Genomic DNA, 16,262 nt, shown 5'->3' with positions numbered 1-16,262 from the left:
AGAACCGTATGGGACAACATCAACTGCCCGAGACCATGAAAGCTGCTATCATGACAGAGCCAGGACACATTATTATTGAGGAACAACCCGTCCCGCAACCGGCAGCGGATGAGGTGTTAATCCAGGTAATGGCTGTCGGGGTGTGTGGCTCGGATGTGCATTATTTTGAACATGGACGCATTGGCAGATTCGTTGTGGAGAAACCGATCATTCTGGGTCATGAGTGTGCGGGGATCATTGCTGCTGTTGGCTCGAACGTATCACGTCTCAAAACAGGGGATCGGGTTGCTATTGAGCCTGGGGTGACTTGCGGACGTTGCACGGCATGCAAAGAAGGTCGTTATAACCTATGTCCGGATGTACAATTTCTAGCGACCCCTCCGGTGGATGGGGCATTTGTACAATACATGGTGATGCGTGAAGATATGGTATTCCCGATCCCGGATCATCTGTCTTATGAGGAAGCAGCTATGAACGAGCCATTCTCTGTTGGTATTCACGCTGCACGCCGCAGCAAACTGGCTCCGGGTACAACCCTGGCGATTATGGGCATGGGTCCCGTTGGACTCATGGCTGTGGCTGCTGCCAAATCTTTCGGTGTAGAGAAGATCATTGTAACGGATCTGGAGGAAGTTAGACTGGAAGCCGCTCGCCGCATGGGTGCCACGCATACCATTAATGTGCGGAATGAAGATGCGCTGGCTGTGATTCGCGAGTTAACAAATGGTGTGGGTGTCGATACCGCATGGGAAACAGCGGGGAATCCGAAGGCGCTACAATCCGCTCTGTATTCACTTCGACGTGGAGGCAAACTTGCGATTGTGGGCCTGCCTGCACAGGACGAGATCGCACTCAATGTTCCATTTATTGCGGACAATGAAGTTGATATCTATGGCATATTCCGTTATGCCAATACGTATCCGGCAGGAATTGAATTTCTGAGCTCCGGTCAGCATGACGTCATGTCCCTGATTACAGATCGTTATTCACTCGAAGAGACACAGCAAGCGATGGAGCGCGCATTACACAATAAAAGTGGTAGTCTGAAGGTCATGGTATATCCGAATGGTATGTAAGAACAACCTGGAAGAGTCCTGCGGTATAGGACTCTTTTTTTGTTTTTTTTGCAAAAAAGTATGGGTCAAGCTCCCATAACATGGTATAATTCATGAAGATTTTAATATATAAATGGATACACACCATATTGGTGAATAAGTACTTAGCGAAAGGAACTGAAGGTTGTGAGAGTACATGAATTTATGATACACGCTGATTTTCATCGGGATGATCTGATGTCGGTATCTTCTCAAGCATCGCGTTTTTCCTCGGATATTATTTTGTCGTATATGGAGTCTGAGCATGAGCATCGTGTAGATGTCAAAAGCCTGCTTGGAATGGCGTTACTACCCATTCGATATGGTAGTGTTGTCAGATTACAGACAAGAGGCAGGGATGAACTGGAGGCTTTGGAGTACATGTTGAATGTACTGGAGAAAGGGACGGCGTGACACCTGATTAGGTGCAAAATCACAGATATCATATTTTTTTTAGCTATTCCTCAAAACCTGCTGGTACTTTGTCCAAAAAAAGAGTATAATAAAATGTAGTTTGATTCTAAAGAAGTACCCATATTAAAGGAGTGTAAATAGATTATGCCAAAAGTTGACATCCATCCAAAGACACAACTCGTAATTTTTTACGATGCAAGTGCTGATTTCAAATTCCTGAGTTCTTCCACGAAGTTCTCTAACGAAACTATGGAATGGGAAGACGGTAACTCTTACCCAGTAATCCGTGTGGACACTAGTTCCGCATCCCACCCGTTCTTCACTGGTAAACAAAGAAACGTGGATATCGGTGGCCGTGTTGATAAATTTAACCGTAAATACAACATCAACAAATAAGTTTGTCCATACATTACAAAAAAACCTCGGGATTTGTCCTGAGGTTTTTTTGTGTACATTAAAAATTAATTCAACCAATTATTGCGCTTACAACACATTCGGATGTACACTAGGAAACGAGTACGAACATATTGGAGGAGGAAATAGAGATGAGCAGCATCACACATATGGTAACGTTTACACTTTACGCGGGTAAAGATACACCGGAGGCCGAAGCCTTTTTGAAGGAAAGTTCGGATGCACTGGCTGTCATTCCTGGGGTAGAGCAATTTCAGGTTCTGAGACAGGTAAGTGAGAAGAATGAGTTTGACTACAGTTTCTCTATGGTCTTTACAGATCAGGCTGCGTATGATGCATACAACAATCACCCGGTTCACCGTCAATATGTAGAAGAGCGTTGGGAAAAGGAAGTTAGTCGCTTCCAGGAAATTGATCTCATTCAACATCATAATTAATAGTCTCCACATATAGAAAAAAGTTGAACTACCATATACAGCATTGAACAATGCTGTATATCTCTCTGAATAACGCGTGATTAATGAACAAAAGTAACACATTTCGAAATCGTTTTCGACTATTTCGAGCAAATGAATTCAAGGAGGTTTTCGCTGTTATGCAATTGGATCTCTCAGGAAAAACGGCTCTGGTTACAGGCGCAACCGGACAACTGGGGAGAGTCATCGCCCGCACGTTGGCAGCCTGTGGCGCCAATCTGGCTCTACACTACATAAATAATGATACCAAGGCTCGGGAGCTTCAGGGTGAGATTGAAGCACTCGGTCGTCAGGCTGTTATTGTACAGGGAGATATTACAAAGCAGGATACAGCAATTCGGATGCGTGATGAGATTCAGTCTGTCCTCGGCGGAGTGGATATCGTTGTTGCCAATGCGGTCATTCAATATGAATGGACAACAGTGTTGGAACAGTCTCCTGAAGATTACTTGAGCCAGTTCGAATCCTGTGTCATGCAGAGTGTGTATCTTGCCAAAGCTTTCATTCCACATATGCAAGATATCAGAGCCGGTCGGTTCATTGGCATCAATACGGAATGTGCGATGCAAAATTTCGCTCATCAATCGGCCTACACCGCTGGTAAGCGTGGAATGGATGGTGTATATCGCGTGCTAGCCAAGGAGGTTGGCGAGTATCAGATTACCGTAAACCAGGTTGCACCTGGATGGACAATTAGTGAACGTGATCGGTCCAGTGAGCCTGGACATGATGAGGCATATACGCGTACCGTGCCGCTGAAGCGCAGGGGTGAAGATCAGGAAATCGCCAATGCGGTGGCTTTTCTTGCGTCGGATCTGTCCTCATTTATCACAGGTGCCTATATCCCGGTAAGTGGTGGCAATGTGATGCCTGCTATCTAGTGTCTGATTTGGATTCGGGAATCTACATGAAATAACAATAAACCTAGTTTAACCGTAATCCGTTTGTCATTCGACAAGCGGATTTTTTGGCATTTTGCTAACAATGAAATAACGGTTCAAGGGGCAGGTTTTTGTTTCATATATCCAGAAATACATATGAGTTGGTTCGGGTTTCAGAAGATTGGGGTATAAGAATAGGTATATTAACAGAGTGGAAACATAATCAAAATGAGCAATTAAAGGAGACCCATCACTTATGAAAAAAACAGTCGCGGACGTTCTGGTTGAATCCTTATTGAACGCTGGCATCAAACGCATATATGGCATTGTTGGAGACTCCTTGAATGCGGTACTCGACTCCATCCGTCGTTCGGGTAAGATCGAATGGATTCATGTACGACATGAAGAAGTAGCTGCATTTGCTGCTGGTGCGGACGCCGAGGTCAGTGGAAGTATCGCTGTCTGCGCAGGTAGCAGCGGTCCTGGTAATATGCATCTGATTAACGGTCTGTATGACTGTCATCGCAATCGTGTTCCTGTACTCGCTATCGCTGCACATATCCCAAGTGACGAGATTGGTAGTGAATATTTTCAGGCGACCCATCCGGAGTATCTGTTTCAGGAATGTAGCGATTATTGTGAAGTCATTACAACAGCCAAACAGATGCCACGTTCTCTGACGATGGCCATTCAGACAGCAGTTGCACGTTCAGGTGTGTCCGTCGTTGTATTGCCGGGGGATGTAGCAGGACTTGAAGCAGCGGATCTTCCTGTGCCTGAGCATGTGTATCACGCAACCAACCCCGTGGTACATCCCTCTGAGCCTGAACTCGTGAAACTGGCGGAGTATCTTAATCAAGGCAAAAAAATTACGTTATTGTGCGGTGCAGGCTGCGCGGGCGCTCGGGAACCCCTTATGCAGCTCTGTGATCGCTTGAAATCCCCGATGGTTATTGCGCTACGAGGCAAGGAATATTTGGAGTATGACAACCCCTATTCCGTGGGTCTTACGGGTCTAATTGGGTATTCATCCGGTTATCATGCCATGATGGACTGTGATGTATTATTAATGCTGGGAACGGATTTCCCATATCGTCAATTCTATCCCGAAGATGCGAAAGTCCTTCAGGTCGACATTCAATCTTCCCATCTGGGTCGGCGCACGAAGCTGGATTACGGCGTATGTGGGGATGTGAAAGCGACTATTGAAACTTTGCTTCCTTATCTGACAGAAGAACACAGTGACAAACATCTGCGTAAAAGTGTGGATCGTTATGTGAAAGTACGCAAAGATCTGGACGAGCTGGCCGTTGGAAAACCGGGTAAAAAGCCCATTCATCCGCAGTACCTGACCAAGGTCATTAGTGATGCCGCAGCTGAAAATGCCATCTTCACCTGTGATGTCGGCACTCCGACAGTATGGGCGGCCCGTTATATCGAGATGTCTCGTAATCGCAGACTGCTCGGTTCATTCAGTCATGGTACGATGGCAAACGCTTTGCCACAGGCAATTGGTGCTCAGGTCGCTGATCCGGGCAGACAAGTCATCTCGTTGTCGGGTGATGGCGGTATTACGATGCTGATGGGTGATCTGTTGACATTAAAACAGCATAATCTGCCGATTAAAGTTGTGGTGTTTAATAATGGAGCACTCGGTTTTGTTGAGCTGGAGATGAAAGCTGCCGGCTTCCTGGAATCGGGGACAGAGCTTGTCAATCCCAACTTTGCGATGGTTGCTCAGGCCATGGGCATGGAAGGTATTCGGGTGGAGGATCCGGGTGAACTGGAAGGAGCTGTGCAGCGTGCGCTTCAGCATGATGGTCCTGTACTGATTGATGTGGTGGTGAACCGTCAGGAATTGTCTTTACCTCCGAAGATTGATATCAAACAGGCGGAAGGATTCACGTTATGGATGATGAAAGCCGTGCTCAACGGACGCGGGGACGAAATTATTGAATTGGCAAAAACGAATTTGCTGCGTTAAAGTGTCTTGATAAGCGGATATGCACCGTTTGAAGTTGTAGAGATACCGACTTTCAAAGTATTGTTTATGTAAAAGAGGTAAAAGAGGAGCACGTGACAAGACATTATGGTTACGTGCTTCTTGAATAGAATGCTGAAAATGTGACATGTAATATAGTATAAGTACATATTATATGATTTGTTTTTATGTCGAAAGTCTATTAGAATAGGTAAAGTCAGGAAGGTTTTATGCCATTTTTGACCTACATATTGCATCAGGCATGTACGTACGTTTCATATCGTATTCATCGATCCAATCACAAGATGACACACACACATGGAGGAGATCAACATGAGTCACGCAGGAAAAGTAGCCATTATTACTGGAGCAGGAAGTGGATTGGGCCAAGCAGCAGCACTGAAGCTAGCTGAGAAGGGTGCATCCATTGTCGTTGTGGATCTTGTCGAAGAGACAGGTCTTGAAACGGTTAAGCAGATTGAGAAGCTGGGAAGTAAAGCCATTTTTGTACAAGCAGATGTAAGTAAAGCACCTGAAGTTGAGAATTATGTGAAAAAAACAGTCGAAGAGTTCGGACGAATCGACATGTTCTTTAATAATGCAGGTATTGCAGGTCCTGGGATCAAGCTGATTGAACATACGATTGAGCAGTTTGACCAGATTATTGATATTAACCTGAGAAGTGTATTCTACGGGTTGAAGTATGTAATTACTGAAATGCTCAAAACAGGTGGAGGTTCCATTCTGAACACGGCCTCCACAGCCGGTATTGTTGGTGTACCCGCAGTTGCACCATACGCAGCAACCAAACATGGCGTAGTGGGCTTGACCCGCACAGCTGCAATTGAGTATGGCAAGGACAACATTCGTGTAAATGCGATTGCCCCAGGTACAATTGAGACGCCAATGGTCATTCAGTTCGGTAAAGACAACCCTGAAGTGTTCAAGGCAACGGTTGACAGCATTCCATCTGGACGTCTGGGCAGACCGGAAGAGATCGCTAATCTGGTTTCCTTCCTGCTTGGAGATGAAGCTCCTTATATCAATGGTGCAGTATATCCGATCGATGGTGCAGTTACGGCCCAATAAGAGTTCAGCTTATCGGTAATAGAATAACCGTTAAAATGGTTAAAGAGAGGCCACTGTATGCATACAGTACCTCTCTTTTTGGTTTGTTTTTTGTACTACAAATTCATATCAGGCAACGTTATGAGATGTATCGGTGTGTGTACTTTTCGCAGATTCTGAACGATACGAGCTTATAACGATGATGAAGGCAACAGCAACCCCGACAGCGCCAATCCAGGTGATGGATGACAATGAAACGCTGTTGACCGCGATTCCGCCAATACCTGCGCCGGCAGCCATGGCTAATTGCATGACCGAACTATTCAGACTTAGCATAATGCCAGAGGATTCCGGAGCCATGGTGACAAGGTTATACTGCTGAGTTGGACCCGAAGACCATGCGGCAAAAGACCATAAAATCAGAACAAGGAAGACAGCGAGATGAGAGCTTGCCGTTATATTCAACAGGACCAGACTTACGATATGCAATGTCATGCCTGTGATCAGCGTTCGTTTGACACCCAATCGGTCAGCACTGAACCCTCCAACTTTTGAACCGATCAGACTTGCTATGCCAAATGCGAGTAAAGCTGAACTGAGTAGTGCTTCGCTCATTCCTGAAACGGATACAAGGTAAGGTGAAATATACGTGTAGGCAATGGAATAACCACCTAACCAGAAAAAGGTCACCAGCAGTGCCAAAACAATTCGTGGCTGTTTGAGCAAAGACAGTTGTTTCTTCAGCGGAACAGGCGCTTCTGCTTTGGAAGGCGGAATGGTGGCCGCGATAACCAGCATGGCGAGAACACCAAGAACGGCGATGCCGGCAAAAACAAGCTTCCAATCCCAAGATGCAGCTACAAGCCTTCCGAGCGGAACGCCAACGATCAAAGAAGCCGTAAATCCAGTGATTACTGTGGCGATTGCACTAGCTTGTTTGCCCTCCGCTGCTATTTGGGAAGCAACCGTTAATGCCGTGACAACAACAACGCCCGCACCCAAAGCCATCAACACTCGTGCTGCGACGAACAGTCCATAGCCCGGCAACAGGTAAGCAAGAACATTAGCCACAACGAATAGACCGAGGAAGTATAGCAACAGCTTGCGACGGTCCCAGCGCGAAGTCAGTGCAATCATGACAGGTGTACCTAGCGCATATACGAGTGAAAAAATCGTAATGAGCTGTCCGGCAGCGATTAAAGAGATATTCATGGTATCTGCAATGCGATCCAAAATGCCGGCAATGACATATTCGGACGTTCCTACAAGGAAACTGACCAAGGCAAGAACATAGATTTTGAGCGTAGAAGACATGGAAACATAACCTCTTTCTGATTGTAATTATTATATTTTTAGAAATATAGAAATAAAGACGATAGAACAAGACATGAATGCGTTGAATGCAACCCATCTGCGCGAATGGTATGTTACAACCGAGATAATGAATATTGGTATAAGCGTAAACTTATGTGACCAAGTTCTAGTATGAAATATTGTACAATGTTTCGATATTTCTAATTATATAGAAATATAACTCAAATTTTTTATTTATTTAGCAGATAGGGAACAAACTTTTGTGCAGTCTCTGTGTTCAGGCTGTAGTAAATATACGTACCTTTCTTCTGCGATGTAAGTAGGCCACAATCAGACAACTGCTTCAGGTGATGAGACAGAGTCGATAGGGCAACGGTAACAAGGCGGCTCTCCAGATCGGCAGGACACAGATTGCTTTCGCCCGATAAAATCTGAATGATTTTGTACCGTGTTTGTTCGCCCAGCGCTTTATGAATTTTGACGACTTGTTCAATCTCATTCGAGTTTGATTGCATAATGATCTGTCCTTTCGTCTTTATTTCTTATTTCTAGTAATATAGAAATAACAGTAGCATATGTCGTTTGAAAAGTAAACTCTCGGACAAAGATTCCAGACTTTCTACTGCGTCTGTGTTAACAGTCGAAAGTATGGAGTAACTTACCCCGAGAGTTATGTGAGTTGTATATTACCGATCTAGGAAATCAACATAGTCTTTGGCTTCCTTCAACGAAAGGCCTCTGGCTTCACGCAGTCGTTTGATCGCCATAATTTTTTTCCCTTGTTGTATAAGTGTAAGCAGTTCCTGATCCAGATCAGTTTGGGCTTGTTGGCTTGTGTGGGAAGGAGGTGCTTCCTTCGGCGACAAGGTGTAATTGAAGTCGGAGCGTGCGCCTGCGGTTGAACCGTTCTCCAGACGCTCCACATCTCTTTTCAATTCATTTAATTGGCGTTGCAGGCTGGTGACTCTGACCAGTAACACAAGGATCAGAAGCAGCAGAACAATCCATACCAAGGTGTTCATTTCCATGATGTCATGTGCCTCGCTTTCATTTATTCATATTTAGCTATTATTTAAGTTGAACCGGGATTTCCTTGACACCACGAACAATCATGCCAGGTCTCCATTCCAGTTCATTCACATCTGCCTGAAGCTGTATATTTGGAAAACGATTCAGAAGTGTGCTGACTGCAATCTCACCTTCCAGACGAGCAAGCGGCGCTCCGAGGCAGAGATGAATGCCTTTGCCAAAAGCCAGATGCGAACTTTTTTCGCGGGTAATGTCGAAGATATCAGCATCCTTAAACTGCTGTTCGTCCCGGTTGGCGGAATCAAGCGCAACAATGACAAGTTCACCTTGAGCAATATGCTCTCCACGGAATTCAATATCTTCCAGAGCCCAGCGAGATGTACTGAACTCCAAAGGCCCGTTATAACGAAGCATCTCTTCAATGGCATTGTGAATAAGCTCGGGCTGCTTGATGAGCAGTTCGCGTTGCTCTGGATGCTCCAGCAGGGCGAGAATCCCATTGCCGATGAGATTAACAGTTGTTTCATGACCGGCAATGATTAATAAGGAGACAACGCCAAGCAGTTCTTGTTCAGTTAACTGCTGCCCGGAATCTTCTGCAATGACGAGCTGGCTGATCAGATCTGTGCCCGGGTCTTGGCGTACTTTCGCGAACCAGGCCGTAAGGTAATCTATAAACTCTCTGGAATGCTGCTCAAACAGCTCAGCACTCTCGGCTGTGGAAGCATCGATTACCGTATTGGACCATATGCGGAATTGGTCACGATCCTGGGCAGGGACTCCCAGAATTTCACTAATGACAATGATGGGCAGTGGGAAGGCAAAGTCATCGATCAGATTCATTTTTTCCTGTGACGGGAGGTTGTCCAGCAGTTCATCAGCAATGTCCTGAATATGGCTCCGCATGTCTGCGACCAGTTTGGGTGTGAACGCTTTCTGCACAAGTCCGCGAAGACGTTTATGATCGGGCGGATCGGAGAACAACATATTATTTGAGAAAATGCTTTGATTGTCAGCGCCGTAACGTCGAACCATGTCTTTGCTGAAGCGAGGATCTTTCAGAATCTGGACTGCATCCTCATATCGGGTAATCATCCAGCCGAATTCTCCTTGAGGAAACATAACTCGGAAAACGGGCTCTTCTTTTCTTAACTTTTCATATACCGGGTAAGGGTTGTGTGTGAATTCTTTCGTGAAAAACGCTGGCTTTGAGGACTCGTTGGATTCATTCGGATTCAAATGCAAAATCTCCTCTCATATTCCTGCATAATACCTGCACCCTCTATATATTCAATACACAAGCTTTTGAAACCTTGTTTTTCTTCATATGGATGATAGAGCAGGAAAATAGAGGAAGATGGAAGAAGACATGGTAGAGAGAATCAATTATTATGCTTGGTAAAAATGAAAATGAGGTGAACGCTGACATGTCTTACGCACAACTTCCTTTGCATCACCACCAGATTCCGGCAAGTCGAATTGTTCTTGGCTGTATGCGGTTTGGGGGTGAATGGGATGGGCTCCCCATTACTTCAGATCTTGTCGTAGAAGGTCATCGAGCGGTAGAAGCAGCTCTCGATATAGGCATTAACCACTTTGATCTGGCGGATATTTACACACGTGGTAAGGCAGAGCATGTCTTGGGGCGAGTTTTATCCGAAACTCCCGGCTTGCGTGAACAGATCATTATACAGTCGAAGTGTGGTATACGTCTTGTGGGTGATGATGAAGGACCGCAGCGTTATGACACCTCAGGTGCACATATTCTGGCGAGTGTGGACGGTATCCTGGAACGGCTTGGCATCGATTATCTGGATATTTTGCTGTTACATCGTCCTGATCCGCTCGCCCATCCGCAAGAGATTGGAGAAGCACTGGCTGAGCTGCATCATTCCGGTAAAGTGCGCCATTTTGGTGTGTCCAACATGGGTTCTGAACAGATTCGCCTCCTTCAGCTCCACAGTAATGTGCCTCTGATTGTGAACCAGCTGGAGATGAGTCTGGACAAAATCGGATTCGTAGAAGCTGGTGTTACGGTGAATCGATCCCAAGCTAGAGATAACGTGTTTCCCTATGGCACGATGGAATATTGTCAGGCAGAGCATATTCAACTGCAAGCTTGGGGTCCCCTTGCTCAGGGGCGTTTTACTGGCAGGGTAGTTGAGGGACAGCGTCCTGAAATTGAGCATACGGCTCAATTGGTTGATCGAATGGCTAAGGAGCGTGGAGTTACACCGGAGTCTATTGTACTGGCTTGGTTAATGAAGCATCCAGCAGGGATACAACCTGTCATTGGTTCGATTCGACCAGAACGTATTCTGGCCTGTCGTGATGCAATAAATATTGAGCTTACCCGTTATGAGTGGTACGAGCTGTATTCCGCTTCATGCGGGCGTAGAATGTAAGTAGGGAATTCTGAGAGAGTGGTTCGTTTCGATCAAAATTCATAGATATTGGGTGAAATTTGAACATATAAGAAGACACAAGCTGCTGATGGCCTGTGTCTTCTTTGTAATAATGGGCTTCATTTGGTTGAAACACATGATCGAAAGTGTAATGAATCCTAAGGTCATATGGCCTACAATGCGTTTGCATGGGTAATAAGCATGCTGATTCGGAGCCGAAAACAGTGTTTAGGCACGGTTGTAAGGATAATTCACCTTCATATTTGTGCTAGAGGCTATGTCCATGGACTTAGGAAGAGTGCTGATAAGAAGGACGTTTCAACCATTTTTATCGTTTTACCGGGTAGTTGTTCGAGGGCTGTGATAAAATGATAGTAATAAGAACATACGATCTGTTTATGTGAGAGGAGACACCTTGACGATGGAGATGCTTAAACCACCCGCCGAGACATTATACGAGGTTGAATTACGTGCATTACGAGAGGAAGATCAGGGGAAACGTCCCCCTAACTGGCTGTTATCTCCCGCCTATGTGCGCGATTTTATTATTGGCAGGGATAAGCCTGCGTTATTAAATGGAGAAGAGATCACGATTACCCGCAAATTCTATGGCAATGACGTGTTAATTGAACGTGCAGTGGTTACTCTGGCAGGCAATCGAGGATTAATGCTCGTGGGAGAACCCGGGACAGCCAAGACCATGCTGAGCGAACTGCTGACCGCAGCAATCTCCGGAACCAGTCTGAATACGATTCAAGGTACAGCAGGCACGACAGAAGATATGATCAAGTATTCCTGGAATTACGCCATGTTGCTTGATAAAGGCCCTTCGGAAGCTGCGCTTGTGCCATCACCGTTATATAACGGCATGAAGAAAGGAATTCTTACCCGTTTTGAAGAGATTACACGTTGTCCAGCTGAAGCGCAGGATAGTCTGATCAGTATTCTCAGTGACAAGGTCATGAGCATCCCGGAACTGGATGGCGGTGTGCTGTTTGCCCAACCGGGATTTAACGTCATTGCTACAGCCAATATTCGCGATAAAGGTGTTAACGAAATGAGTGGTGCATTGAAACGCCGGTTCAATTTCGAAACAATCAAGCCCATTCATAACGTGAAGATGGAAGCCAAAATTATTGAATCCCAGGCACGAAGCCTGTTATTACATAGTGGAATTGATATTGACATTAACCCGGATGTGGTTGAATTGCTGGCTACAACATTTATGGAACTGCGCACCGGCATGACACGGGAAGGCTACAAACTTGACACCCCTCAAGCATCCATGAGTACGGCGGAAGCGGTGTCTGTCTATGTCCAGAGTGCGATGACTTCCTATTATTACGAAGATAAGGCTATTGCGCTGGATCGGTTGGTGCAGAACATGCTGGGGACCATTGCAAAGGAAAACGACAAGGATCTGTCCATTCTCAAAACCTATTTCTCTAAGGTCGTAAAAGAGCGTTCCAGAGAAGAGGGAATGTGGAAGGACTATTATGAGGAGAGAAAATGGATCGGTTAACAGCGGTACTGGACCCTGATGTTGAGCAGTTACAATCCTTGTTCGAATCCCAGGTATATAACCTGAGTAATCATACGGTCTATTATCCTATTAGACACCATAGCCCTGCATGTTCGTATCACTTGTTACGATTAATTGAGGAGTACAAGCCAGATATCATTTTGATTGAAGGACCGGAGAGCGGTAATCCATTAATTTCGGTGCTGAGTGATGAGGAAACCTTACCTCCTGTCAGTCTGTACTATACCTATGAGAGTGAATTGGAGAGAGAAGCCTGCTATTATCCGATGCTTCGGTATTCACCTGAATATGTAGCTTTGAAAGAAGCAAAACGCCTGAACATTCCGGCGAAGTTTATTGATTTGAACTATCAACACTTCTCCACTCGTGCATCCAAATCCGGCCAGACAGAACAAAAGGAGATCTCCATTCAGGACGAAACCTTGCTTGCGGGCTCTGACTTCATTAACCGTTTGTGTCAAAAAACAAACTGCCGCAGTTTTGATGAATTGTGGGAAAAGGTGTTTGAGATCGGTGGCCTGGAGAAGTCTACTGAGGAATTCGTGCAGGATGTATTCACGTATTGTACCTTATCCCGAATGTGTTATTCCACGGAACGATTACAGTCTTCAGGTGATCTGGCAAGAGAAGCATATATGAAACAACATATTAATCAAGCGGTGCAGGAGCATGACCGTGTGCTTGTCATTACCGGTGGATTTCATACGTATGGACTGTTGATGTCAGAGAAACATGAATCGGAATTGGAACAGCCAGAAATGGATAAACGGCATACAGACCGACGTTTGGATGGACAAGGTAAATTAGGAACGTCTCAACAAAGTACGGTTAATCCAGATACGGTTCATCAACAAATGTACCCGATGGTCTATACCTTTGCTGAAGCGGATCGGCTCAATGGATATGCGAGCGGCATGCCTTATGTAAATTATTACGATCAGATCTGGAACCAGCTGCTTCGCAAAAAGAGTACACCGTATAATCTAACGGCTCTGGACTTGTTATCCCGGCTGATGCGCCAATTAAGGGATGGTCACGAACATGTATCAACGAGTGATGCGATTGAGGCGTACAGCATGATTCAAGGTCTTGCCGGGCTTCGGGGTAAAAGGGAAGGCGGCGTCTATGAGTTGATGGATGCAGCACTCTCTTCCTTTGTGAAGGGGGAGCTTACCTTGGCGACCGATAAACCGCTGCAAGAGCTGCAGCAGTTATTGACTGGAGACGTCATTGGAAGCGTGGCTCCCAATTCATTCAGTATTCCCATCGTGGAGGACTTCAAGGCGCGTTGTACAGAGTACAAACTGCAGATTCGTACAACAGGTCAACACAAGAAAGTTCTGGATCTGTATGCGAAACCGGAGCATCGTCAGATAAGCCAATTGATTCAATGCATCACCTATCTGGTTCCGGAATTTGCGAAACGGCAATCGGGGCCGGACTGGATCGCAGAGCGTGATATGAATCTTGTTCGCGAAACCTGGATTTATATGTACTCATCCCGTATTGAAGCCAGATTGATAGAAAACTCTCTTTATGGCGGAACGCTTGCTGGAGCGGCTACACGCAAAATGGAAGAACAGATGCAAGAAATACCGGATCATCATAGCGGTGAACTTGCCCGACTCATGCTTCAAGCGCTGCTCATGGGGCTTCAGGACACTGCGATGAAACTCTATGAACAGGTGCGCTCGGCGCTGAGGACCGACGGGAATTTCCTATCCTTATGTAACAGCCTGCATGTCTTGAACCGAATTCATCAACACCGTAGGTTGCTGGGATTATCTGACGAGCAACATCTCCCTGACCTGGTATCCGAAGCTTATAGGAACGCCGTGGACAAGTTGTTACAGCTCTCCAGAGCCAACCCGGATGAACATGAAGCCATTATACAGGGATTGAAGCTGCTAGCCATGCTCGCAGAGTCATCAGAGGAGTATTTTAAGGATGAGACATTCCGAATTAATCTGAATGAGCTTCTGTCTGATCATCAGCTTCCGGCTCAGCTGGAGGGTGTGTGTGTGGCTATTTCCTCAGGGCTCGGCGACAGGCCCAGGGATGAGATTGTTGATCGTGCTCGCGGGTATATCCATGGTACACCGGATCAGACTCGTCAAACGGCACTTTTTTTACAGGGAGTATTCACTGTAGCACGTGACGCTTTTTTATATGAAGATCAGCTGTTGTCCGAGTTGAATTATTTGATTGAACAGTTATCCTACGACGACTTCATCAGTATGGTACCGGAATTGCGGTTGGCATTCACCTACTTTACACCAATGGAGACGGGCTTGATTGCGGAGCGGGTGGCGAGTCTGCATCAGGTTGAACCAGAGGAGATGCTAAGGCCTGCGGTTGATGAGCAGATGCTGATCCAGTCCAAAGCATGGGACGAAGCGCTTCGAAAGGAGTTTGCCGCATGGAAGCTAATATGAATGAAGCGAATCGGAGAACGGGCGAAATCAGAGATATCAGTGAAAGTTCCAATCCGGATGGAAGCAACCGAGGGGTTCAACCTTCTGCTGAAACCTTAAATCGATGGCGTCTGATTCTTGGTGAATCGGCTGAAGAAGGACTGTGCAATACAGAGCAATATACTTCGAGTGAATTTCAATATACGGAAATCGATGAGATTCTGGGGTATCTCTATAACCGTGAATACGGTGAAGAACAAGGTTACCGAAAAGAGGGAGGACGCGGTGCGTCTAACCTGACTGTACCAAAATGGCTGCACAAAGTCAGGGACCTATTCCCCAAACCAACGGTAGAAATATTGGAAAAACAGGCGCTTGACCGCTATGGGCTGACAGAATTGTTAACAGACAAAAAGTTGCTTGAATCCCTAGAACCCAACATGAATCTGCTCAAGAACATTATGCAGTTCAAAGGACGGATGAAAGGTGAGGTGTTAAAGAGCGCCAAGGAGATCGTGCGAACCGTGGTTGAAGAGCTACGCAGCAAGCTGGAGTCTCAGACCCGAGCGAGTATCATGGGCAAGCGCAGTCGCTATACTTCCAGTTCAGTTCGATCCTTGCGCAATCTGAATTTCAAGCGAACCATCACCAAGAATTTGAAGAATTACGATAAAAACAAGCGCAGATTTGTGATTGATCGTCTGTATTTCGACGGGAATATACAGCCCCATAACAAGTGGAACATCATTATTGGTGTAGACGAAAGTGGCAGTATGCTGGATTCAGTCATCTACAGTTCGGTGATGGCCAGCATCTTCTATCGCTTGAATGCGTTGCGCACGAAATTATTCATATTTGATACGCAGGTTGTTGATCTGAGCGACAGACTGGAAGACCCCGTAGACGTGCTCATGAATGTACAGCTCGGTGGGGGGACACATATTACCAAAGCGTTGCGATATGGCGAGACGTTAATCGATAATCCAGGCAAAACCATCTTTATTCTGGTCAGTGATCTGGAGGAAGGGTACCCGATCGCGCAAATGTACAAAGCCTGTAAAGATATCATCGATACAGGATGCAAGCTACTGGTTCTCACCGCGCTCGATTTTAACGGGGATTCAGTCTATAACAAACATGCCGCACAGACATTAACCAATATGGGGGCACATGTAGCAGCAATTACGCCTAACGAACTCGCGGATTGGATTGGCGAGATCATCACTTAA

The 16,262-nt window shown here is 45.8% G+C and carries 15 protein-coding genes; 11 read left to right on the top strand and 4 right to left on the bottom strand.

Features of this window, described 5'->3' with window-relative positions; all coding sequences use genetic code 11:
- The first annotated feature begins 8 nt into the window (after positions 1–8).
- From MKY44_RS15470 to MKY44_RS15440, 7 genes are all read left to right on the top strand, one after another.
- Positions 9–1,076, top strand: coding sequence for an NAD(P)-dependent alcohol dehydrogenase (locus MKY44_RS15470; protein WP_100527485.1), 1,068 nt, complete (start codon positions 9–11; stop codon positions 1,074–1,076).
- 165 nt (positions 1,077–1,241) lie between these two features.
- A complete protein-coding gene (locus tag MKY44_RS15465) occupies positions 1,242–1,508 on the top strand; it encodes an HPr family phosphocarrier protein (protein WP_026081056.1) in 267 nt (88 codons plus the stop codon).
- A gap of 144 nt (positions 1,509–1,652) precedes the next feature.
- Positions 1,653–1,904, top strand: a complete 252-nt coding sequence (locus tag MKY44_RS15460) for a type B 50S ribosomal protein L31 (RefSeq protein WP_062834756.1) — start codon at positions 1,653–1,655, stop codon at positions 1,902–1,904.
- A gap of 149 nt (positions 1,905–2,053) precedes the next feature.
- The gene (locus MKY44_RS15455) at positions 2,054–2,359 is read left to right on the top strand and encodes a Dabb family protein (protein WP_341007782.1); all 306 of its coding nucleotides are present in this window, start codon (positions 2,054–2,056) and stop codon (positions 2,357–2,359) included.
- Positions 2,360–2,517: 158 nt separating this feature from the next.
- A complete protein-coding gene (locus tag MKY44_RS15450; protein WP_341007781.1) occupies positions 2,518–3,279 on the top strand; it encodes an SDR family NAD(P)-dependent oxidoreductase in 762 nt (253 codons plus the stop codon).
- A 256-nt stretch (positions 3,280–3,535) separates the two neighbouring features.
- The gene (poxB, locus tag MKY44_RS15445) at positions 3,536–5,263 is read left to right on the top strand and encodes a ubiquinone-dependent pyruvate dehydrogenase (RefSeq protein ID WP_338587061.1); all 1,728 of its coding nucleotides are present in this window, start codon (positions 3,536–3,538) and stop codon (positions 5,261–5,263) included.
- A gap of 330 nt (positions 5,264–5,593) precedes the next feature.
- Positions 5,594–6,349: an SDR family NAD(P)-dependent oxidoreductase gene (locus tag MKY44_RS15440; RefSeq protein ID WP_076250445.1), complete on the top strand. Its 756-nt coding sequence runs from the start codon at positions 5,594–5,596 to the stop codon at positions 6,347–6,349.
- 108 nt (positions 6,350–6,457) lie between these two features.
- On the opposite strand, the gene MKY44_RS15435 is transcribed toward MKY44_RS15440, so the two are convergent.
- The 4 genes from MKY44_RS15435 to MKY44_RS15420 form a co-directional block, all read right to left on the bottom strand.
- A complete protein-coding gene (locus MKY44_RS15435; protein ID WP_341007780.1) occupies positions 6,458–7,642 on the bottom strand; it encodes an MFS transporter in 1,185 nt (394 codons plus the stop codon).
- 230 nt (positions 7,643–7,872) lie between these two features.
- The gene (locus tag MKY44_RS15430) at positions 7,873–8,157 is read right to left on the bottom strand and encodes an ArsR/SmtB family transcription factor (RefSeq protein ID WP_036613842.1); all 285 of its coding nucleotides are present in this window, start codon (positions 8,155–8,157) and stop codon (positions 7,873–7,875) included.
- Between the two features lie 171 nt (positions 8,158–8,328).
- Positions 8,329–8,670 (bottom strand): ribosomal protein L7/L12, encoded by a 342-nt coding sequence (locus MKY44_RS15425; RefSeq protein WP_341007779.1) that lies wholly within the window; start codon positions 8,668–8,670, stop codon positions 8,329–8,331.
- Between the two features lie 40 nt (positions 8,671–8,710).
- Positions 8,711–9,910, bottom strand: a complete 1,200-nt coding sequence (locus MKY44_RS15420; protein WP_341007778.1) for a cytochrome P450 family protein — start codon at positions 9,908–9,910, stop codon at positions 8,711–8,713.
- Positions 9,911–10,098: 188 nt separating this feature from the next.
- Between MKY44_RS15420 and MKY44_RS15415 the strand changes: the two genes are divergently transcribed.
- The 4 genes from MKY44_RS15415 (at position 10,099) to MKY44_RS15400 (ending at position 16,262) form a co-directional block, all read left to right on the top strand.
- Complete coding sequence (locus MKY44_RS15415) at positions 10,099–11,076, top strand: aldo/keto reductase (RefSeq protein WP_341007777.1); 978 nt, start codon at positions 10,099–10,101, stop codon at positions 11,074–11,076.
- Between the two features lie 421 nt (positions 11,077–11,497).
- Positions 11,498–12,598: an ATP-binding protein gene (locus MKY44_RS15410; protein ID WP_074095349.1), complete on the top strand. Its 1,101-nt coding sequence runs from the start codon at positions 11,498–11,500 to the stop codon at positions 12,596–12,598.
- The gene (locus tag MKY44_RS15405) at positions 12,586–15,054 is read left to right on the top strand and encodes a DUF5682 family protein (protein ID WP_341007776.1); all 2,469 of its coding nucleotides are present in this window, start codon (positions 12,586–12,588) and stop codon (positions 15,052–15,054) included. The genes MKY44_RS15410 and MKY44_RS15405 overlap by 13 nt, the downstream gene beginning before the upstream one ends.
- On the top strand, positions 15,039–16,262 hold the full coding sequence (locus MKY44_RS15400) for a VWA domain-containing protein (protein ID WP_341007775.1): 1,224 nt from the start codon (positions 15,039–15,041) through the stop codon (positions 16,260–16,262). Before MKY44_RS15405 ends, MKY44_RS15400 begins: the two co-directional genes overlap by 16 nt.

The organism is Paenibacillus sp. FSL R7-0026, assembly GCF_038004485.1.
In the GTDB taxonomy this organism is placed as follows: Bacteria; Bacillota; Bacilli; order Paenibacillales; family Paenibacillaceae; genus Paenibacillus; species Paenibacillus xylanexedens_A.
This window is presented reverse-complemented; position numbering and strand designations above follow the sequence as displayed.